Raw genomic sequence first — 21,713 nt, 5'->3', positions numbered from 1 at the left:
ACAGAAGCAGACCTGAGGTTCCTTGCCCAATTTTGAGTATCTCTATGAAATTTTCATCTTTTAAATGGTCTGCTTTAAGCAGTTGCTTGCTGTTATTGAGCGCATGCAGTCAGCACAGTGTGCCTCAAGCTCCGCAAAGTAGCCAGTCGTTAAGCTCGGTTGAAATACCAATAGATCAGCCTATGGCAGCGAAGTTGCAATTACGTGAAGTCGACATGAATGGGGCGAAAACTGAGGATGTGCAATGGTTAACCTTGAGTGCATGGCCTGAAGTTGCCGCACTGTTGAGCAGTAAAAATAAAGGGCTACAAATTTTAGATGATCAACAAAATGTACTACATCAAATTCAAGGTCAGTTTGGGCGTTTTGATTATCGGATTGGTTCGGAGCGTTTATTGATTGCTGCGTCGAATTTGCAACAACAGCAAATTCAACTGATGAGCATGAACTTAAAAAATAAAGCATGGGACAAGCCTAGTTTTATTCCAAAGCGTTCATTTAAGTCTGAAGATGTTTGCCTATATACCGATGCTCAAGGGCTGAGTTTTGCTTTTTTAGTAGGTGAAGAGGGGCTTGGTGAACAATGGTTGGTGGCTCAGCATGAGAAGGCTTTGGTTCAACCACAGTTGGTACGCCGTCTCAGTTTTCCACCTGCTAGTAGTGTATGCAAAGTGAATGATGCCACAGCAGAGTTGTTTATTAATGAAGCGAATGTTGGCATTTGGGCATATCCAGCTCATTCTGAAGCAGACATGGTGCGTCAGGCGGTGGATCTCGTGCAACCCTTTGGTTCGATTCAAGGTTCACCTTCTGCAATTGCGATTGTAGATGATCATGTCGCGGTACTCGATGCAGAAAAACCTTTGCTTTATCGTTATCAAAAGCAAGATAAGCAATGGAAAGCACATCCGCCTTTACAACTAGACACGGTGAAAGAAGCAGAGACTTTGAGTGTTCAAGGTAATTTAACTGATAAATCCTTGCTGATTTTAGATGATAAAACCGTGAAAGTGACAGATGTGGAATGGGAAACGCAGACCCAGACCAAAGCCCAAAATATCATCACTATTCCAGCAGAAGTGCAGACGGAGGGCGTGCCAAGTACAGGGGATGCGGCTGATGATCCTGCAATTTGGCATAACGCTGCACAGCCGAGTCAGTCCCGTATTTTAGCGACAGATAAACAAGGTGGTCTACAGGTTAACGACTTACAGGGCAAAACGGTACAGTACTTGCCTGTAGGGCGATTGAATAATGTCGATGTACGCCACGGTTTTAAATGGGGCAATCAGACAGTCGATTTGGCTGTCGCATCAAACCGAGATCATAACAGCCTGCATCTCTTTGCGATTCAACCCAAAACGGGCAAGGTTTCTGTGCTTGGCGAGTTAGCAACCACATTGGATGATATTTATGGCATTTGCATGTACCGCGATGCTCAAGGGGAAATTTATGCCATTCCCAACGATAAAAACGGGACTTTTGTTCAATACCACATCACGGCTGCACAGCAAAAATTAAGAGCTGAAGAAGTACAACGTTTTTCAGTGAAAACTCAACCTGAAGGCTGTGTCGTAGACGATGCCACAGGGCGTATTTTCTTGGGTGAAGAGGATGTCGCGGTGTGGGTAAAAGATCTCAACCCAAAAACTCAGCTTCCTATGCAGCAGGTGATAGGTGTAGGAGAGGTGATGCATGATGACATTGAGGGGATGGGACTTTATCACGGCAAAAACCAAAGTTATTTGGTGGTTTCAAGCCAAGGCAATGACAGCTTTGTGGTACTTGATGCCGCTGCACCTTACACGGTTCGTGGCGCATTTCGTATCGGCATCAATACCGACAAAGGCATTGACGCTGTGTCTGAAACAGATGGACTAGATGTGAGTTCCCTAAATTTTGGTGGCAAATGGAAGCGAGGCATGTTGGTGGTGCAAGACGGACGTAAACGTATGCCTGAAACCAATCAGAACTTTAAATATGTGCCGTGGGAAAAAATCGCCCAAGCGCTGCATTTGGACTAAATAACTCTTTAGTAGTTTAGTACCTGAGTGAGTACATGGGCTGCTAAAGAATCACAGCCCATTTTAAAAATATATATGTACTGCACCATGCAGTAAAAAAATTGGAGTGCGTTATGCAAGCAACGATGGATCAAATGTCAGTTTGGATGTTGATTAGCCATGCCAGTGTGTTGGTAAAAGTAGTGATGTTGATTTTGGTTTTATCCTCAGTCGTAAGTTGGTATTTAATCGTGCGTCACGGCATGTTACTTCGTGGACAAGAGCAGCTTTGGAACCGTTTTTTAAAGAATTTTAGACAGCAAAAAGATCTCAATCTTTTACAGCAAGATTACCAACAGCCTGAACAACAAAAAGGCGTTGTCAGCATTTTTCAACATGGGGTGGATGAATACCATCAATTGATCAAAGATGAGCAACTCACCACAAGTGATGTGATTGATGGGGTAGAACGTCGTTTACTCAGTAGTATCAGTGAAGAAGAAGAAAAGCTTCAGCAGAATCTAACCTTTCTCGCAACAGTTGGTTCAGTCAGCCCTTATATAGGCTTATTTGGAACGGTCTGGGGCATTATGAATGCGTTTATTGGACTGTCTGCCGTTGAACAGGCAACCCTCAATACAGTTGCACCAGGGATTGCAGAAGCGCTGATTGCGACAGCTATTGGTTTATTTGCCGCTATTCCTGCGGTCGTGGCGTATAACCGCTTTTCGGCACGTGCTGACAAGCTTTCCAGTCGTTATTACGGTTTTGCCAATGAGTTGCAAACGCGTATTTATCGTTTGTTGGGGCACACTGAGCGCACTTCGCGTTAAGGAGCAAGAACCATGATTAAGCGTCCTCAAAAATTAAAACCCAATGCTGAAATGAATGTGGTTCCTTATATTGATGTCATGTTGGTGTTGTTGGTAATTTTTATGGTGACTGCACCAATGTTGACGCAAGGCATTCAAATTGATTTGCCTAAAGTGGATGCCAATGTCATGCCCGCGTCACAACAGCAGCGTATTGTAACCTTATCTATTCAAGCCAATGGCCAGTATTACTGGAATATTGGATCAGAAGTGAATACCGAGAAAGTTACGGATCAGGCCATTGATTTAGCCACTATGCAACAAAAGCTCGTTCCGATTATTCAAAAAGATAAAAGCTTACAGTTTTATGTACGTGCCGATCAGGATGCTGATTATCAACTGGTTGCACAGGCCATAGCATCCTTGCAAAAAAGTGGGGTAACGAACTTGGGGCTAGTGACAGAGGAACCACAATCATGATGGCAACCGTTTCCAAAATTAGGTTTCGTGATCAAGGCCTAGCTCTGTCGGTCACGGCTGGATTGCATATTGCGCTAATTGCATGGTTATGTACGGTTGAGATGCATGAAACATTGGCGGAACCCAAGCCGAAAACCATTCAATTACAATTTGTGCAAATACCCCCTCCAATCAAACAACAACCTGAACCTAAAAAGCCTGAGCCGATAGTCGAAGAAAAACCCTTACATGAGCCTGTCAAAAAACAGCTTGAGAAACCTACTGAAGTCCAACCGAAAACCACCAAGAAGTTTGTAGAGTCACAGAGCAACAAAATTGTACCTACAGCGGCTAAACCGACACAGCAAGTCGTGACGGAAAAGCAAACGGCAGCAGCGGAATCTCAGAAAACAGTAGATACGCAGTCTCAAGCGGATATACCAACTCAGACGAAGACCCAGAAATCAGTAGAACCTAAAGCACAAACTCATCCTGAATCATTTGATGTTAAAAATTATCAACCTGTTACAAAAATAGCACCAGCTTACCCTGAACAAGCTTTGGATCGTAAGCTAGAGGGGGATTGTACGGTGGTGTATAGCGTGAACGAAAAAGGACGGGTAGAAAATCCAAAGGCACAAGGCGACTGCCATCCGATGTTTGTACGACCTTCGATTCAGGCTGCTCTCACTTTTAAATATCAGCCTCGTCTCGTCGATGGCAAACCGACCAGTGTGTCGAATGTTAAAAATACCTTCCAATATCGCATCTCAGGTTAAACCGAATGTTTTGGGACTTATATTTTGTGAGAAATATAGCCATACATTTCTTTTAAGAATGGGCTGGAAGCGTTGTACAGCATATATTTGATACGCCATGATGCTAAGAAGCTTGAGACAAAGCTTCTTTTTTTGATGGAATACTTGACCAATCAAAATGCCTTGTTTCCCATACATGACTATTTATACATCGTGAAATGAAGACGAAAACTACAAATGCCCAAACTAGAGCGTTTGCATTCTACATTTCATGCTGTTTCCAGATATAGAACATGAGACTTAAGACCTCATTTTCTATCACAATCTTGTTATTTTATTTTTACGAGGATTGAAAGAAACCGTTATTTTTTTCTGCTTATTTCCTTTTGGGAAAAATTAAATTAATTTTTTTTGCATGTTTTTTATCCGCCACTCGTCTCTATACATACAAACAAGGGATTTATATACGCTTGCTTGGTTAATGATTATCATTTACTTATTTTGGGTCGGGGCATGGGGCATTCATCAAAACAATTTAAACAGCAGGTGACATATTTAAGTCTCTGTATATCACTAGCCATTTCATCGACATTGGCTATGCAGTCTGTTTCAGCGGCACCACAAGTTGCTGAAATGAATTACCACATTCCACAGGGTAATTTGACCAGTGCGTTGAATTTGGTTGCGCAGAAAGCCAATGTGACTTTGTTACTCGACCCGAAAAAGACCAATCTGTTCCAAGCACCTGCTTTAAACGGAAAATACACAGCCGATGAAGCTTTCCAGCATTTATTAAAAGATACGCCTTTTAGTTTGCAAAAAAATGCGACAGGTTATTTGTTAAAAGAAGCTCCGACTACATCAAAGTCAGATACAGCACAAAATAAGGTCATTGCACAAGCATTGCCTGAGTCGCAAAGTACACAGGCTCTCGACGTGGAAAACCCAAACTCTGTTCATGTACAGCTCGAAGCCCTCAGTTTTAGTGGCGAAAAAGAACGAGATGAGCAAGGCTATGATGATGTCTATGATAAAAATATTTCGACCGTCTATGCAGGCAAAGAAGCGATTGAGCGTTTTAAAGGGACGACGCCTTCAGATTTACTGAAAGGAATGTCGAATGTGTATAGTGGCGATGCTCGTAATAGTGGGGCTTTAGATCCGAATATCCGTGGTATGCAAGGGCAGGGACGTGTACCCGTCACGATTGATGGAACAGAACAGTCGATGACGGTCTGGCGTGGCTACAACGGTGCCAATAGTCGAAGTTATATTGATCCGAATTTGCTCAGCTCGATTCAAGTAGTGAAAGGTTCAGTTTTAGATCGTGATGTGAAAACAGGCATTGCGGGTGGGGTATCGGTTAAGACTTTAGAAGCGGATGATGTTGTACGTGAAGGACAGCGCTATGGTGCTGAAATTAAAGTAGAAGGCGCGACGAATACCACCAAAGCCCAAAAAATGCATTCTTATCATGGGCAAGATTATCGGGATGTCGCAGAATCTAAAGGTTGGGATAAGCTCGGTAGCTATAATGGTGAAGACCCATTGGGTCAAGTGACTCCAAAAACCAGCAGTGACAATAAACTCACACATTTAGAAGATCAGGCACTGCGTATTGCGGTGGCGACCAAACAAGATCAATTTGATTTGCTTGCAGCTTATGCCTATCGAGACCGTGGCAACTACTTTGCAGGAAAGCATAATAGTGACTTTTTTAAGCAGGGCGACCGTAGCAACATTGATTACAATACAGGGCTGGTACCTTATATGGCAACGGTCTGGCAACCGGGCAATGAAGTCACCAATACTTCTAATCGTATGGAATCTTGGCTGTTAAAGGGGAACTGGCGACCAAACGACGACCATGCGCTACAACTGACTTATCGAGATACCAACACCATTTATGGCGAAATTATGCCTTCGCGAATTATGTGGCAGACGCAGGATAATGTTCCACAGTGGCCTGTCAGCGAAGTAAGTACAAAAGCTTATAGTTTAAAATATAGATTTAACCCTGAAAATAGCCGTTGGCTTGATTTCAGTGCAAATCTATTTCAGACCGATACGGAATCACAAACCTATTCGGCAGGTGGTTTCGTGAACTGGATTTCAAAACGTGATTATGTTTGGGAAGCCAATGTTGACCGTGATGGAGATGGTGTCCGCGACCGTAGCCCGGGTGATGGTTTTACCATTCTTGATACCGCATTTACCGATGCCAAAACCACTCATAAGGGCGTGAGTCTCAGCAACAAGTTTAACTTTATGGATGCCTTAAGTTTAACTGTTGGAGCGGATTTAACGCGTGAAAAACTGACCACCAAAGATGAATATATCAACGATAGTCAGGGCACCTCTGCTTTTCGTATGTTGCCACGAGCAGGACATCGTTCAGAAAATCAATATTGGTTTAACTTTGATTGGCAGGCGACGTCATGGCTGAACTTAACGGCAGGCGCCCGCTCGGTTTCGTATAGTTCTTTTGATGACTTTTTAAATGGCAATAAAGACAGCATTGCGGGTTTATCGGAAACCACACGGACCATTGGGCAGAAACTGTCTTATACGGAAAACGTTGATGTCTATACCCAAGAAATGTTTGATGAAATGGATCAAAATGGAGCTTTTGCTTATGATTGGGGGGGCGTTAATCTTGCGCTACGCAACCGCGCTAAACGTGCCATTGGAAAAGCCTATCAATTTAAAGGGGTACATTACTGGTATGCCGACGCAGATGGCAAGTTTCATGCAGAGAACAATCCATTCTTAAATGGAACAGTCGACTTAAGTCAAAAAGACTTGGCGCTCAATACCAATGGTCAGCCTGATGTCAGTTCTTCTGAAGTCACAGAGACTAACTCAACTGTGGTGAAAAAGAAAAAAGACCATAAAAATTGGGCACCTGCTGTTTCGGCAGCCATTACATTGAATCCGAACAACCGTTTTTATATTAACTATACTGAAGCCTATCGCATGCCGAGCATGTTTGAAACGACTTTAGGGTTTTCGGCATCACAGTCAGGTTATGATCTAAAACCCGAGCATGCCCACAATTTTGAACTGGCTTATGTATATAACATGAAGGATTTGTTTAACTTACAAAAAGGGCATGCAGACATCAAACTGGCGTACTTCCACAACAAAACAGAAGATGTGATTGAACGTAATAACCAACTGAAATTTAGCAATATTGATAAACAGACAGTCGAAGGCTATGAGTTTTCAGGGCGTTTTGACAATGGTAAATACTTTACCGATTTATCCTTGGTTTATAACTCAAAAAATGAAGTCTGCGATGAAAGTTCAGGTCTGCTTGCAAGTCTAGACGCCATGACTATGTCGGGTGTAGCAAAAACCTGTATCAATTATGGTTTCCCAACAGGTTATTTGGTCAATATGGCCTTACCAGAATACCAAGCGAACCTAACCCTCGGCACACGGTTATTGGATAACAAATTAGAGCTAGGCACACGTCTGAATTATTTTGAAGGCTATGACCATCCTTATATTGGAACTGAATTGGTGGCTTGGTTTAACGCACCTTTGCAATGGGATGACACGCTAACCGTCGATGCCTATGCACACTACCAACACAGTGAGCATTTAGGTCTGGATCTAATTGGTACCAACTTAACCAATCAATACTACTTGGATCCTTTAACCCGTTCTGCGGTTGCGGCTCCAGGTCGTGCCTTTAAATTAGCATTGAGCTATAAGTTTTAACTTGAAATAGAAGGTTATTAGCTTGATTAATATATGAATATTTTAAAGCTGAATGTTTTGAAATATTCAAAGTAATACCGAAGGTTGGGCACTCTATATCGGCTGAACCTTCAGTAGCAAGTCCATGTATTCACATGTGGATATACGGAAAATAACAAAACTGTATTCGTACAGTTTAATTGACAATTTACATAGCCCGATCTTTTTTATGCTTTACATCTAGAGAATTGAATCAAGCATAAATACAATCCAAATATGTAAATAATAATCATTAAGATTATCATTTAATTATTGATGATCTTAAATTCTAAATAAAAGGAAATGAACAAATGAAATTTAAGCAACTTACACTGGCAATGATTGCTTCATTGGGCGTAATGGGTTCTGCACAAGCAGCCTTGGTTTATGGGCAATCGGACACGACCAATTTGTTATTGGGCTCAGCGTATAACCTTTCTGGCACAGCAGCAGGGGGTGTCCAAGGTCAGTTATTGAACTTAAAAGCATCATTTGAAGATCATCTGGTTAGCTTTATTAATAATCCAAATTATGGCGGTACTTATGATCCTGCAACAGGCATCTATGGGTTGGCTGCAGGGATTGATTTGGCCAGTATTCCATTTCCACATACAGGTCTCGGTGTTTGGAAGTTCAAGAATGTAAGCCCCGCTGCAAGCAATGATGTTTGGTTTGGCGAATGGGCCAAAGAGGTGAAAGACAGTGCTGGAAACTATACAGGTGCTGCTGATGCAGCAACCCGTACAGTTTTCTATATTGGCAACAATACTGGCGCATCAGTACCGAATGCAGGTACTGCAACTTATAGCGTGAGTGGCATTAACAATGGAAACAACTTGACTGCCACAGGTGCCAATACCTTTACAGCAAACTTCAATAATGCAACTTTGACGGGTCAATTAACTGGTACAGGAACGGTAAGCAGCCTACAAGTGAATGCTGATATTGACGCAAGCTCAGCAAGCTTCTATGGAACTGCGACTGCAAACGGTTCAATCGCAGGTGATGCATCGGGTCACTTCTTTGGTAACCAAGCGACCAATACTGGTTCTTTAGCAGGTATTGCCCAGTTTGATGACCGTAATTTAGATACGGCCTTTGGTGGTGTTCAGACTTCATATACTCCCTAATTGAAAGGCGTGAAAGACTTACTTCGGTAGGTCTTTCATATTTCTATGTTTTATCTTTTGAGTGTGAGTAATGAAAAAAAAATGGTTAATTGGCATATTCTTTTTAAGTCAACAACATATATATGCAGCAGATGACGACACTCAGTTGCGTTTGAACCAAGAATTACAACAACAGCAATTACAAATAGAACAACAGTTCAAACAGCAACAAAACATAGATGTTCATCCATTACCGACGATGGTGATTGATGGGGAGGCCGTCCAAGTTCAGCCAAATGTGGAGGAGGTTGGACGTGCTTTATACATTGCAGTCATGCAAAAACAGTGGCAGGCTGCTCAGATTTATTTAAATCGCTATTTAAATTTTAAAGATCATGACCTGTCTTTGGCTTATTTTGCGCAAGCCTCACTGGCAAGAGTACAAGGTCAGGCGCAACAAGCTGAGCACCTATTTCAGCAGGCCTTAGAATTGCAGCCTGAAAATATGATGATTCGTTTGGAATTGGCAAGATTATGGACAGAACAACAAAAAAATAAAGAAGCCAAACAGTTATTTGAACAGGTGAAACAGCATTTAGCGGGGGCGAATGATCAAATTAGTCACAATATTAATCACAGCATCGACGCGTATTTAAAAACTTTAGATCAACGTGATACATGGCAAGGCAATGTAGCTTTGGGGATACGTCATGCAACCAATATTAATAATTCTTCCGAGCGTTATACACTGGTGCCCACCATTGTCGGGGTAGATGCAAATGGTGAATATATTATTCGGGACTTAAAGCAAGGTACTCCAGATCCGATTGATGCAAGTGCATTCGACTATGAAACAGTCATCAGTAAACGCTGGTCACTTGTAGGGCAGCATGGATTTGCATTCAAGGCGTTGGGTTATGGAAAAAGTTATCAAAAGCAAAGTGACTATAATGAAACCACGCTCAATTTTAATGCAGGCTATAGTTTTCAAAACCCACGTAATCAAATTTTAGTTGCACCAGTGTTTGAACATCGGCGCTATGCCAATGATACTTTGTCAAATGCTTATGGTATGCGGGCAGAATGGATGCGTTTTATCGGACAGGATAAGGCCTTAAAACTGGAAGCAGAAATTGAAGATGTCGATCATATCTTATATGAAAAACAGAGTGGCATTGAAAAGTCGATATTTCTGACCTTTTGGAAAGTTCTACCACAGCAGTGGACGTTGTTTTCAGGATTAGACTATGTCGATCACAATACCGAGGAACAGTATTTTGCAGCTTATGAACAACAAGGTGTTCGCTTTGGGTTGAGTAAACCGATCCTAGATGGAATCAACTTGACTGTGTTTAGCTCTTTACGTTGGAGACAGTACGATCAATATGTCAATGGTTTTGGCTTTGATACCCGACGTCATGATTTTGAACAGAATTATACAGCGGTACTGCAAATGCCCAAATTCACACTATATGGTCTGACCCCCAATTTAACCTACAACTATAACCAAAATAAAAGCAATGTAGACTGGCTATATAGCAATGATAAGCAAAGTTTAAGCTTAAAGTTTGAGTACAAATTTTAAATTAAGAGGCTTTCATTTTGACGTAGGTCACATAGTTCCCGATTTGAAAAAACTCAAGCTGAGGGTACTGTAACTGGATCAATTGCAGTGTTCCAAGCAAGTCTTGTTGAGGGTTAATAATCCCCGTCACTTTAATTTGGCTGAGTTCTTTTTCATTAAAAATCATGTAGCCACTATGGTAAGCATTTAAGCGATTGAGAAGATCAGGTAAAGCCAGTTCATTGGCCTGAATTTGTTGCATTTGCCATGAAGTTTTGAACATTTGTGTATCAAAGACTTCGATTTTTCCAAGGCCATGAGCGTCAACTTGTATCCGTTGACCTTCTGAAACAATTAAAGGCTTAGCCTGAGTAGTCAGATTAGCACGGGCTTGAACACGTGAATGCAACATATTCAGTGCACTTGTATCGGTATATTGGTTGACAATAAAACGTGTTCCAAGTGCTTGATAGTCAGCTTGTTTTGTATGGACGATAAAAGGGCGAGCAGGGTTCTTAGCGACATCAACATAGATATCACCTTGGATTAATTCGATTCTTCTTTGCCCAGCGGTGTAATCCACTTTTATGGCTGATTTAGGCGCGAGGGTCAGCATTGAGCCATCATCGAGTACAATATTCTTCACTTCACTGGTTGCAGTTTTATAGTCTGCAAAATAATAAGAAAAGGGAATATAAGTAAAACTCAAATAACCAAGACAACTGATGGCCATCAGTGAGAAAACAGCCTGATTAAACAATGAGATAACTTTTTGCTGTTCATGCTCAATGGCTTGAAAGGTTTGTTCGACAGTTTCACCATGTAGGTTTTGCTGGCGTGATAGGTTCTGCATTTCAAGATCAAAGTCTCGGAATTCTTCAAAATAGGGCAGATATTGCGGATGATTTCTTTGCCAAGCTTGAAACTCTTGCTGAACTTGTGCACGCTCAGCTGGGTTGTCACAGTTGAGTCGAATCACCCAAAGGGCAATTTCTTTACGAATATGCCGAGCGTCTTTCATTCTTCGCATTCTGCGTGCATTTTATGGCGTAGCTCATAACAGAGACTGAGTCCATCGGCTAAATAGCCTTGTATGCTACGCAGTGATTTTCCTGTTAATTCAGCAATCTCAGTTTGGCTATAGCCTTCAATATAATAAAGAATAAAGGACTGGCGCACTTTAGCGGTGGTTTTACCTAAGGCAACCGATAGAAAATCCAGAATTTGTATGGTGTCTTCAATAGTGTTGTCTTGAATTAGCTCTTGTCCTAATTGAGCTTCATCGTAGAGATTTTTTAAGTAATTGGTTTCAATTACATTTCTACGATGCTGATCAATCAAAACGTGTTTTGCAATATTGATGAGATAGGCTTTGGGTTCTTGGATCGAGGCCAACTTATGTTTGGCTTGGATTAAACGCACAAAAGTATCTTGCACAATATCGGCCGCATTAAAGGGATGCCGAATGCGATATCTGAGCCATTGAATTAACCAGTCATGGTGCTGAAGATAAAGTTCACCAATTAACTGTTGCTGTGCTTTGGAAGAGGTGGAAGGAGACATAATACTTCCCCAAGGGTTTAAATGATATTGATTATCATTTATGATGTGTCCAAATGCAATAGTGCGTAAAGTAAAAAAGACGATTTTTCAGTACAGAGAAGAAAGTTAAATTATTTTTGCGTATTTTGAACTTTTTGTTCGTCTATATGTATAAGTCCAGTTTTACAGTTTAGAAAAATCATCAATCTCAAGAGATCCGAAAGCGTGATTCGAGTTGTTGGGAAATTCTGAAAAGAACAAACGTGGAAATCAGTACAAACAGGAACCATAGGATTTAAACGTGACCACCAGTATGAACCAGCAGCTAGAAACAAGTCTGTCACAGCGTCTAAAAACGGAAACTTCGACAGAACATGATCGAATGGAACAGTTAATGGCACAAGCAAAAGTCTTTGAAAACCAAAGTAACTATGCGCGCTTTACTTTATCTCAATATTATTTCCAGAAAGATGTTGAACACTTATATGCACACCCTGAAGTGGTACGTATTATCCCAGACTTAGATGTGCGTGGTCGTTCAGATGCTGCGCTGTTGGACTTAAAAGATCTAGGGTTAGCACCTCAATCCAGTAGCATTGCAACAGATCATGTTAGCTTTCCTCAAGCTTTGGGCTGGATCTATGTGTCTGAAGGTTCGACTTTAGGTGCAGCATTTTTATTTAAAGCCGCGCAGAGCCAGTTTGGTTTTAGCGCTGACTTTGCTGCGCGTAATTTAGCTGCTTATCCAGAGGGGCGTGCTGTGGTCTGGAAACGTTTTAAGCAGGCTATGGATGATGCCAACTTCAGTCAAGAGCAGCAAGATCAGGTTATTGAGGGCGCGATGCAAGGCTTTTCTCGCTTTGGTCAATTGTTAGCAGACTTAGAACAATTGAAGTAAGAGGCAGACATGCAAAATACCGAGTTAAGTTCAATATCCAAACCTAAGGATGACTCAGATTCAAATCTTGCAAAATCAATTTGGGTACGTTGGGTGTGTATTGGGCTTGCTTGGGTCTGTTTGGCTATAGGCACATTAGGAATCATTATTCCTGGTTTACCTACTTTTGATTTTTATTTTTTAGCCACTATTTTTGCCGCTAAAGGTTCGGCGCGTTTACATCGTTGGATTGTACAGAATCGGGTTATTGGTCCCATTTTACAACAATGGAAAGAACATAAAACCTTACCGACAAAAGCGAAAATACTTTCTTTGTTGAGTATGAGTCTTGCTGCTGGACTTATGCTTTGGAAAGTATCACATCCTTATTTTGTCGGTATTGCAATTATTATTATGATCGCTGTGCAAATTTGGATTTGGTGGAAAAAATAATCATAAAATCAATAAGTGTAGAAAACTATCAGCACGCTATTCATGTGCTGATAGGGTATGAAGAACCCAAATTTTAATAAAAACAATCAGTTTTAAATCTATAAAAAAGATGAATGTTTATTTTTATCAGTTTGAGTAAATTTTATTTTTCTAAGAGAAGAGGCTTAAACTAGAGCTTCTGCCAGATCTGATTTTCATCATCATAAGAGACAGTAAAATTAAAACGTGAATCCGCTGTCACAAGGTAACCCGTTGGGGTTTTCATGATGACTTTTAAAATGGTGCCTTCTTCAAAGTTAATGGGCGGAAAGTCTTCTTTTGTCAGTGTTAGTGGTTTTATCAGTTCAAGTACTAGTGTTTCCATGGAACAGACCCAACAATTTTTTTTAATGTCTCGATACTAACATGAAGTAATTTTTATGTGTGTAAAAATGATCTTTTATCCATTAAATCAAAAAGTAATCGAAAGATAAGCTTGGAGCATTTTTATATACATAGAAATTTTAAATCTAAAGAATGGCTTTCACTTTAGGGCCAAAGAAATCTACAGCAGACAAAAAAACATCTAAGTGCAAAGAATGCTCAGATATTTGCGATTAAATTATTGATTTTATTTGATTTAAATGGGTTTTGACTTCGGGGTTATAAAAATATCTAGATGAGGACTTGTAGATTTGTAACTAAATAAAATAACGTATAACCAAATCAGGATAAGTAAAGTGTACAAACTTGCTGTAATGCGATTGTACTAAATTAAGAAATAAGGATTAGTATGCAGGGATTGCATACCTTAAAAATAAAAGGGATATACATCGTTCATGTTTAAGTCATTTTTCCCAAGCCCTAAATGGTTCTTCCTTTCAGTATTACTGTGGTCTGTGATCAATGTCGTACTGTGGTATACGGGAGGCAACACATGGGGAAGTGCTATAGGATGGCCACAAGGATATGCAACAGCTGAACTGCCTATTGGTGTAAGCCGTTTTTGGTCGTCTTCCTTTCTTTGGTTTTACCTATGGTTTTTTATAGCAACAGCACTCTTTGCCTCGTTCTGGCGTTTTTTTTCAGATAATAAGTGGCAAAGATGGTCGATCTGGGGTTCTGCATTTATTCTGTTTAACATTTGGTTTGGTGTACAAGTGAGTGTTGCAATCAATGCTTGGTACGGTCCTTTTTGGGATACGATTCAAGGCATGCTGGGTAAAGGAGGTAATATCAAAGAACTCTATATGGGGACTTTAACTTTCTTGTATATTGCCATGATTGCAGTGACTTTCGCGGTGATCAATGCCTTTTTTACCAGTCACTATGTGTTCCGGTGGCGTACAGCGATGAATGAATATTACACCGAGCGTTGGGAAAAATTGCGTCATATCGAGGGGGCATCACAACGTGTACAAGAAGACACCATGCGTTTTGCCACGATTATGGAAGATTTGGGCGTAGAGTTGATCAAAGCAGTAATGGTATTGGTGGCTTTTCTTCCAATTTTGTTCGAGTTATCGAAACATGTACCAGAGCTACCTGTCGTTGGTGAAGTAAAGCATTCTTTAGTGTGGGCGGCCATTATTTGGGCTATTTTTGGTACAGTTCTGTTAATGGTGGTGGGAAGCAAACTACCAGGTTTAGAGTTTAATAACCAAAAAGTTGAAGCTGCGTATCGTAAAGAATTGGTTTATGGGGAAGATCATGCAGATCGTGCTCAACCCGCGACATTGACTGAACTATTTAGTCGGGTACGTAAAAACTATTTCCGTTTGTATTTTCACTATGCTTATTTCAACTTAGTGGCAACTTGGTATAAACAATTGGACATTTTATATAGTCTTGTTGTGCTATTTCCTGCGATTGCAGCCGGGAAAATGACTCTTGGTTTAATCAATCAAATTGGTAATGTATTTGATAAAGTCCGTGAGTCATTTCAATATCTCATCATGTCATGGAAAACCATTATTGAGCTACTTTCGATTTATAAACGTTTGAAAGCTTTTGAGTCGACACTTGACGAATAAACGCATTGTTTTTAAACCTGCCTCTAGGGCAGGTTTTTTTATGTGCTCAAGCATCGTTTTGTCTATAACTTGTGTTGTATGGTTCAAACTAAATTGATTAAATGGTGTTGAATTTATCATAAAACACATCATTTTGATGTATTCATCAAGCTAAAATAAATAATAAAAACAGTAGTTTGAGTTTGTTATTTTATGATCTTTCCGCTAATGTTTTTATGCGGGTGTTTAAGAGTAAAGTCGTAGTGAATTATAAAATTTTATGGGTATTTGGGGTTTTGGGGAGTGTGTTACAGGGCTGTACTAGTCTGGGAAATATAGCACAAGAACCGTTTACAAATATTGCATCACCACAAGAACTCATTGTAGAACGAAAAATTAATGATACTGACAAAAGCAGCAAAGAATATGTGTACCACAAAGTGGGTGTACAAAATGAAAAAGACATTGAGGTGCTCTATCCACGAACCATGTTCAGTCAGTATTGCCAAGCCCATGGTGGACGTTTTACTCAGACACAAAAAAGTAGTTTTAGCTTAGTGAAAGATCCGTGGGCGAAAAAGTTACTTCGCACTTATAACAGTTTAAAACAGGGAACGGGTACTTTTCGTTGTCAACTTAAAAATGGTGAGCAGTGGCAAGTCAGCATAGAGGCTTTGTCTGAACGTAAGCTACCAAGTTCCAATGATACTCGTGTGGTGAATCTACAAACTAAAGTCTTGGCTGAACATGGACAAGCACCAAGAAATACCACCCCTAGTACTGTAACGAAGAAAACGGTGACCAAAGCTCCGCAGACAAAGTCAGAGGTGAAAAAAGAAGAGCCGAAAAAAGAAGTGGAGAGCAAAAAGGAAACTAAAGTCGAAGAACAACCTAAGGTCAACAAAGCTGTAGAAACACCACAACAGCAACAGACCAAACTGTATGTGGCAGCTCGCCGTGATATTAACAGTGGTCGCAACCAAGTCACTGCTTGCAATAATGCACAACGCGCATATAACTATGGGCGTTTACCAGGTTCAGATGCCTCAAATGTTTATACCGAATCAGGCATATTAGTTGCACGTTGTTTAACCAGTATCCCAAGTTATAGCAGTCGTTTTTCTAACCCTAAAGGGCAGGCAAAGTACGTGTTGCAGAACTTAGCCAAAAACCATAACCATACAGGTGCTAAAAATATGCTCAAACAAATGAAGTAATATTTTCGGCTGTTTTTGACAGGACTTCATGTGGGCATCTAAACCAAAGGAACTAGATCATGAGTCATGTCACAAACCCAGCCACCTATTTTACTGCACCTTTGTTAGATCAGACTTTGCAAGAAATAGACGTTGATATTTCTGCTCAACCATATTTTTACAATAATGGTGGGACTCCTGTGTTTTTAGCTGATCTGTCAGATGCTATTGAACTCATTTCTGCATCATCGACCAATGCCAGTATGAGTATGGGGCATGTATATGCTGTGCCTGAAGAGATTGAAACGATCCAAACCGATTGGGGGGAACAAACTCAGCTTGCGTTCGCAGGAAACACTTTTGAGTTTATGCCACTCAAAGCCACGCCTGAAACGGCCGCTGCATTTGGTATGACTTTAGTCAAAGCAGGACAAGCGATTGCAGTTGTCGCAACAGAGCAGATGCTATCTCAAATTGAATATCGTTATGGCATGATGGCAGGTCACTTTTTTCCTTACGATTCATCTCAGGCTAATTTGACCGAGAAAACCTTATATCCTTTTGTCATCACAGACTTGGAACATCATGATTTTCCGCATGTATTTGCTTCGACCGACCCCAATCAATTACCGTTGGTGATTTCAGTAGGACGCTATTTTCCTAAAGATCGAAAAATTTACTTGGCTGATTTGTGGGTGGAATATGGCGACGCGCTTTATATTCCTGAAATGCCAAAGCAAGTCGCCCCTGAATTTGTCGATTTACATAATAACCGTAATGCTGCTTTAGCGTGTTGGAAGGCCGAAAGCGGTCAATCTATGATACAGATGCATACTCTGCTTGATCCCAAAGGTTACTTCTATTGGTTTTGGAACGCATGCCCGACCATTCATCCACAGCTCGATGCGTTTGAATCTGCTGAGTTGAATATAGATATCACTTGAATGAAGCGACTTTATCTTTTTGCTTCAATTACGCGGTAATTTTACAGTTCCATAACAGGCTGATTGACGGGCTTTGTGATACAAAGAATGCAATTGTTGATTGGAGTTGAGTTTATGTCACAGCCTGTTTTAAGCATTTTACGTGGTCGGTCTTCTGCTATTTTTCGTCATGCTGTTTTGGCAGTAGCATTGTGTAGTTCAGTCCAAGTTGCAACAGCCAGTACCACAGTCGACCAACTGAGTAATTGTTTGGTGAAGTCAACGACAGCAACAGATAAAACCACCGTGTTACAGTGGACGTTTGCGGCATTGGCGGCACATCCAGATTTGAAAGTGTATAGCAATGTCACCGATGCACAGCGTACACAGCTAGATAAAAACCTCGCCCAGGTTTTACAACGCATTTTGGTGGAGCAATGTTCAGCCCAGACCAAAGCTGTGATTCAAGCTGAAGGCATACAAGCGGTTGGAGATAGCTTTCAGGAACTTGGACAGATTACGGGTGAGGAAATTTTAAAGAATCCTGAAGTGAAAGGGCAGTTACAAGGTGTGCTGCGCTATGTGGATTTGAATAAATTGGTCACGACTTTTTTAACCCCAGAAATTTGGAATAAGTTGGGTGTGACGAGGTAGTTGTATTTAAATGCTAATCTAAGAATCATAAAGCCTCTCTCCAAAGAGGTTTTTTATTCGGAAGATCAAAATATCATTTATAAATAGAATTATAAGTTGTGTAACTAATTATATTTGCTAGTATTTGATGTGAATTTTTAATTGATTTTTACAATAGATGAAAAAAATAGTGATTGGCTTTTTAGTCTTGGGATTAGTTGGTTGTAGTGCAGGAATGGTGAATCAATCGAAAAAAATGTTAGGTCTCAAGTTATATCAAGACTCTAATGCTGAGCACACAGCAAAGCTTCGGATTGAAAATAAAAATAACTTTGGCGTACGTTTATACCCAAATGGGTGTATGACTTCAATGCAGCCAAACTTCCAAATGTTACCCGAAGTAGAAAGTATGGGATCATTTAAAGAACAAATGCAAAGCAGTCAGATTAAGTATAAACAAAAATTATTAGACATGCCTTTTCCGCCGGCTGAAATTAATTTTGCTGAGTTTAAAGTACCTGCTGAACGTTTTTTAGCAATTAGTGCATATAAAAGTTACCACAATGGCGTAGAGTTGCGTGGTTGTAGCGTAAATGCGGTTTATAAATTTGCAACAAATAAAAATTATGAGTTATTGGATAACGCTGGCGGAATGCAGTGTTCTTTGGCAATCAATGAAATCATGTCCACTGGTGAAAGGGTTGAACTAAAACCACTTAGATCTTTAAATTATGTAAATGAATGGGCGGGATGTGATGCCCAACTCGAAGGTTTGTAGTCATTTAAAAAGAACAGCGCTTAAAAAAGCTCCTTGAATCGAAGGAGCTTTTTTATTTTTGAATCTAAAAAGATGATAGGGCATATCATAAAATATTCATTTGAAGAACAAGACAATTAAATCGTCACAGTCGCCCCTAAAGCTTGAATAAACTGCGCCATCCAAGCAGGGTGTGCAGGCCAAGCAGGCGCTGTGATCAAGTGCCCATCGGTTACAGCTTCTGTCACTTCAATGTCCGCATAAGTCCCGCCTGCTAGTTTCACCTCGGCTGCGCACGCAGGGTAAGCTGAACAAGTACGACCTTTGAGTACATCGGCTGCCGCAAGAATTTGTGCACCATGACAAACCGCTGCAATTGGTTTTTTCGCAGTATCAAACTCACGTACGATTTCAAGGATACGTTCATTCATACGTAAGTATTCAGGCGCACGACCACCGGGAATGACTAAACCGACATAGTCCGCAGTGTGTACCGCTTCAAAGTTGTAATTAATGGTAAAATTATGACCGCGTTTTTCACTATAGGTCTGCTCACCTTCAAAGTCATGAATGGCTGTAGCGATGCTTTCGCCCTCATTTTTATCGGGGCAGACTGCGTGTACGGTATAACCGAGACCCGTTAAGAACTGAAAAGGCACCATCGTTTCATAGTCTTCGGCATAGTCACCGACGAGCATTAAAATTTGTTTTGACATCTTTAAACCCTCTTTATTGTTTGTGCATATTTATATTCAATTTTGATCTAAATTAGCACAGTTACGATGTCATTTTTAAGTCATTTAGTGCTCTTTAGTCGTATAGCTGACGTCATTTTTATAAAAAAGCCCCAAGTAATTGAGGCGTTTTAACTGTCTGTAAAAGCTTGTTAAATCAATCAGTTTATATATTCATTGATATGAAATTTACTATGCTGATGTATTAATAGTCTAATGTGCACGCTTTGCCCTGATATTCATAACGGTTGACATCATATTTTTGACCATTCCAGCGGTAAACAGCAAAACAAAATCCGGGGCCACCATTTTCAATATCTGGCCAGCCGTCTTTTCCTTTGGTTTTTAGAAAAGTAGGGATGCCCATGTTTTCAAAAATGAGTTTCCAAGTTCCAGTTTTTTGCTGAGTAACGATATGGTAACCGATACCTGTGTTGCCATAGCACATGGTGCTGTAGTCTGAAATGACTGCGTCTTTTAGACTGTCACCATTGAGGTCTTTGTATGTGGTGATTTCACCTGTGTCGCAGCTACCTTCCCAGCCATGTTTTGTTTTTGAAAAGCCTGCAGCTTTAAAGATTTGGCTGGCTTCTTTCGCTGGAACTGCGGGTTTGGTTTCTGCAAATGCGGTGGTGCTGAGGAAGGTAAGGGTAGAAAGTGTGAGGATAGCTGTTTTCATTTTTGTCCTTTGATTTTTTGAAAATGGTTATGGTTTTAAAGTAATAGATGGTGGTTAGTGTAGTAGATTTTGGGAATTAGATAGGTAGTTTTAGCTATCCTTTTACGAATCAGAGTTTTGAATTTTTAAATATCTCTCCCTAACCCTCTCCTTAAAAAGGAGAGGGGACATTCATTATTAAATATATGGTGCTATCAAATTTACAATGAAAGCTCCTTCTCCCAGTGGGAGAAGGCGGGGGATGAGGGTATTGGAAGTCGCGCATAAAGAATGACTTTGAAAGTTGAATACGTCCTAAGTCTTCGAGTTTGGCGATAGAGGACACTTTTTTGATGGTCATTTATATTTCTCTAATAGATACTTAGCTGTATTCTCTAGAGTTGGGTAAATAGTTCTTGAATTAATGTTCACTAGATCAAGCTCTTTTAAGATGTTTGCTTTAGAACCTTTATTAATACGTATTCTATGAATTTTATAATTGTAATCAGATTTTTCATTCATTCTAGATTTTATACCAAATAATAAAAAAGCACCTGTTTGAGCTGCAATTCTTTCATTGTTTAATTTACTTTTGATGCATACGATGCGGGTTAAATCACTAGTGTTGATTAAATTTTGAAAATAAGGTTTATCTTCTTTAATGAAATGTAGAAATTTTTTATGCGATGTTTTTCTGTAATTAAGTTTTTTAGGTGTCGGTTTCGTTAGCAAATAATTTTCTATATCATTTTTGTCATGCATATTCATTTTTGCTAAATTTGTTAGGCAGCTAACAGTATCAGAATCATAATATTTAATGTTATTTTGATTAGGTAAAATTATAATTACTTCACCATCCTCACTATCCTTGCTACTACAAGCAAAATATAAGGCAGTTAGGGGATTCAAGGTTACATCTAATAGTCTCGTCGGCAACCCAAAATGTTGCATTCTTGTTAAAATTTCTAATGCATTTTTATCATTTTGAAAATGTATTGGTTCATTGATGATTAATTCTCGAAATAGTTTATCTTCGTTATCAAGATATATTCTTTTGCCCGAATGGAATCTATAATTTGATGGCTCTAAGCGATATCTGATAGAGGAGTGTCCTCTAAAAAATCGTTCTTTAAAGTATTGATATTGATTACTTTTTAGAATAATGGCTAATTGGTCAAAAAAAGAGGGTAGTGTTTCTACGTTACTATAATTTCTTTCATTGTTTTTGGTTATTTTATCAACAAACTGCTTTTGAGATTTTTCGAAATCATCTTTGTCATAATTATCGGTTAATTGCCAAATAAAATCAGATAATTCCGCTGTAATTATTTGAACAATTATATTACTTTCACCTCTTTTGAATTCTTTAATTTAGAGGTGGTCCCACATGTTTGAACAACTAAAAGCTTATTTATAAGTGATACTCTGCTCTAGTTAAGCTACCTTATTTTGTTGTGGTAGCTGGTCATAGTAAAACTCATCTGGAGTCATTTTGTCCAG

Annotated in this window: 20 protein-coding genes; 14 read left to right on the top strand and 6 right to left on the bottom strand. The window is 39.9% G+C overall.

The genetic code is table 11. From position 1 onward, the window contains the following. Positions 1-44: 44 nt before the first annotated feature. From GBI16_RS12285 to GBI16_RS12255, 7 genes are all read left to right on the top strand, one after another. Positions 45-2,024: a phytase gene (locus tag GBI16_RS12285; RefSeq protein WP_151707162.1), complete on the top strand. Its 1,980-nt coding sequence runs from the start codon at positions 45-47 to the stop codon at positions 2,022-2,024. Positions 2,025-2,137: 113 nt separating this feature from the next. Next, the gene (tolQ, locus tag GBI16_RS12280) at positions 2,138-2,836 is read left to right on the top strand and encodes a protein TolQ (RefSeq protein ID WP_049590884.1); all 699 of its coding nucleotides are present in this window, start codon (positions 2,138-2,140) and stop codon (positions 2,834-2,836) included. Positions 2,837-2,848: 12 nt separating this feature from the next. Then, positions 2,849-3,295: a protein TolR gene (gene tolR, locus GBI16_RS12275; RefSeq protein ID WP_086208627.1), complete on the top strand. Its 447-nt coding sequence runs from the start codon at positions 2,849-2,851 to the stop codon at positions 3,293-3,295. After that, positions 3,292-4,053, top strand: a complete 762-nt coding sequence (locus GBI16_RS12270; RefSeq protein ID WP_228146972.1) for an energy transducer TonB — start codon at positions 3,292-3,294, stop codon at positions 4,051-4,053. Before tolR ends, GBI16_RS12270 begins: the two co-directional genes overlap by 4 nt. Positions 4,054-4,545: 492 nt before the next feature. After that, complete coding sequence (locus GBI16_RS12265; RefSeq protein WP_086208625.1) at positions 4,546-7,758, top strand: TonB-dependent receptor domain-containing protein; 3,213 nt, start codon at positions 4,546-4,548, stop codon at positions 7,756-7,758. Positions 7,759-8,087: 329 nt separating this feature from the next. Then, positions 8,088-8,906, top strand: coding sequence for a Slam-dependent surface lipoprotein (locus tag GBI16_RS12260; RefSeq protein WP_086208624.1), 819 nt, complete (start codon positions 8,088-8,090; stop codon positions 8,904-8,906). Between the two features lie 70 nt (positions 8,907-8,976). Beyond that, the gene (locus GBI16_RS12255) at positions 8,977-10,470 is read left to right on the top strand and encodes a porin family protein (RefSeq protein ID WP_151707161.1); all 1,494 of its coding nucleotides are present in this window, start codon (positions 8,977-8,979) and stop codon (positions 10,468-10,470) included. Position 10,471: 1 nt separating this feature from the next. Here the strand turns inward: GBI16_RS12255 and GBI16_RS12250 are convergent, their stop codons facing one another. Further along, the gene (locus GBI16_RS12250; RefSeq protein WP_171494564.1) at positions 10,472-11,470 is read right to left on the bottom strand and encodes a FecR family protein; all 999 of its coding nucleotides are present in this window, start codon (positions 11,468-11,470) and stop codon (positions 10,472-10,474) included. Next, positions 11,467-12,012 carry an RNA polymerase sigma factor gene (locus GBI16_RS12245; protein ID WP_086208621.1) on the bottom strand — a complete coding sequence of 182 codons (546 nt, stop codon included), beginning with the start codon at positions 12,010-12,012 and terminating at the stop codon, positions 11,467-11,469. Before GBI16_RS12245 ends, GBI16_RS12250 begins: the two co-directional genes overlap by 4 nt. 280 nt (positions 12,013-12,292) lie before the next feature. On the opposite strand from GBI16_RS12245, the gene GBI16_RS18830 reads away from it, so the two are divergent. Together GBI16_RS18830 and GBI16_RS18825 are read left to right on the top strand one after the other, a co-directional pair. Further along, complete coding sequence (locus GBI16_RS18830) at positions 12,293-12,889, top strand: biliverdin-producing heme oxygenase (RefSeq protein ID WP_404814602.1); 597 nt, start codon at positions 12,293-12,295, stop codon at positions 12,887-12,889. 9 nt (positions 12,890-12,898) lie between these two features. Beyond that, a complete protein-coding gene (locus tag GBI16_RS18825) occupies positions 12,899-13,321 on the top strand; it encodes a YbaN family protein (protein ID WP_215900685.1) in 423 nt (140 codons plus the stop codon). 169 nt (positions 13,322-13,490) lie between these two features. Here the strand turns inward: GBI16_RS18825 and GBI16_RS12235 are convergent, their stop codons facing one another. Beyond that, positions 13,491-13,685 (bottom strand): hypothetical protein, encoded by a 195-nt coding sequence (locus GBI16_RS12235; RefSeq protein ID WP_086208620.1) that lies wholly within the window; start codon positions 13,683-13,685, stop codon positions 13,491-13,493. A gap of 454 nt (positions 13,686-14,139) precedes the next feature. Here GBI16_RS12235 and sbmA point away from each other — a divergent pair, with 454 nt between their 5' ends. From sbmA to GBI16_RS12210, 5 genes are all read left to right on the top strand, one after another. Next, a complete protein-coding gene (gene sbmA, locus GBI16_RS12230; protein ID WP_086208619.1) occupies positions 14,140-15,333 on the top strand; it encodes a peptide antibiotic transporter SbmA in 1,194 nt (397 codons plus the stop codon). A gap of 140 nt (positions 15,334-15,473) precedes the next feature. Continuing rightward, entirely contained in the window at positions 15,474-16,529 is a 1,056-nt protein-coding gene (locus GBI16_RS12225) for a hypothetical protein (protein WP_086208618.1), read from the top strand. A gap of 59 nt (positions 16,530-16,588) precedes the next feature. Further along, positions 16,589-17,452 carry a hypothetical protein gene (locus tag GBI16_RS12220; RefSeq protein WP_086208617.1) on the top strand — a complete coding sequence of 288 codons (864 nt, stop codon included), beginning with the start codon at positions 16,589-16,591 and terminating at the stop codon, positions 17,450-17,452. Between the two features lie 114 nt (positions 17,453-17,566). Continuing rightward, positions 17,567-18,085: a hypothetical protein gene (locus tag GBI16_RS12215; protein ID WP_086208616.1), complete on the top strand. Its 519-nt coding sequence runs from the start codon at positions 17,567-17,569 to the stop codon at positions 18,083-18,085. A gap of 157 nt (positions 18,086-18,242) precedes the next feature. Further along, positions 18,243-18,842 (top strand): hypothetical protein, encoded by a 600-nt coding sequence (locus GBI16_RS12210; RefSeq protein ID WP_086208615.1) that lies wholly within the window; start codon positions 18,243-18,245, stop codon positions 18,840-18,842. A 116-nt stretch (positions 18,843-18,958) separates the two neighbouring features. Here the strand turns inward: GBI16_RS12210 and GBI16_RS12205 are convergent, their stop codons facing one another. From GBI16_RS12205 to GBI16_RS12190, 3 genes are all read right to left on the bottom strand, one after another. Continuing rightward, positions 18,959-19,537 (bottom strand): DJ-1/PfpI family protein, encoded by a 579-nt coding sequence (locus GBI16_RS12205; RefSeq protein WP_086208614.1) that lies wholly within the window; start codon positions 19,535-19,537, stop codon positions 18,959-18,961. 223 nt (positions 19,538-19,760) lie between these two features. Beyond that, on the bottom strand, positions 19,761-20,234 hold the full coding sequence (locus tag GBI16_RS12200; RefSeq protein WP_086208613.1) for a hypothetical protein: 474 nt from the start codon (positions 20,232-20,234) through the stop codon (positions 19,761-19,763). Positions 20,235-20,570: 336 nt separating this feature from the next. Continuing rightward, complete coding sequence (locus GBI16_RS12190) at positions 20,571-21,374, bottom strand: FRG domain-containing protein (protein ID WP_228267838.1); 804 nt, start codon at positions 21,372-21,374, stop codon at positions 20,571-20,573. Positions 21,375-21,713 lie beyond the last annotated feature (339 nt).

The sequence above is a fragment of the Acinetobacter sp. TUM15064 genome (assembly GCF_008980265.1).
GTDB lineage: Bacteria > Pseudomonadota > Gammaproteobacteria > Pseudomonadales > Moraxellaceae > Acinetobacter.
This window is presented reverse-complemented; position numbering and strand designations above follow the sequence as displayed.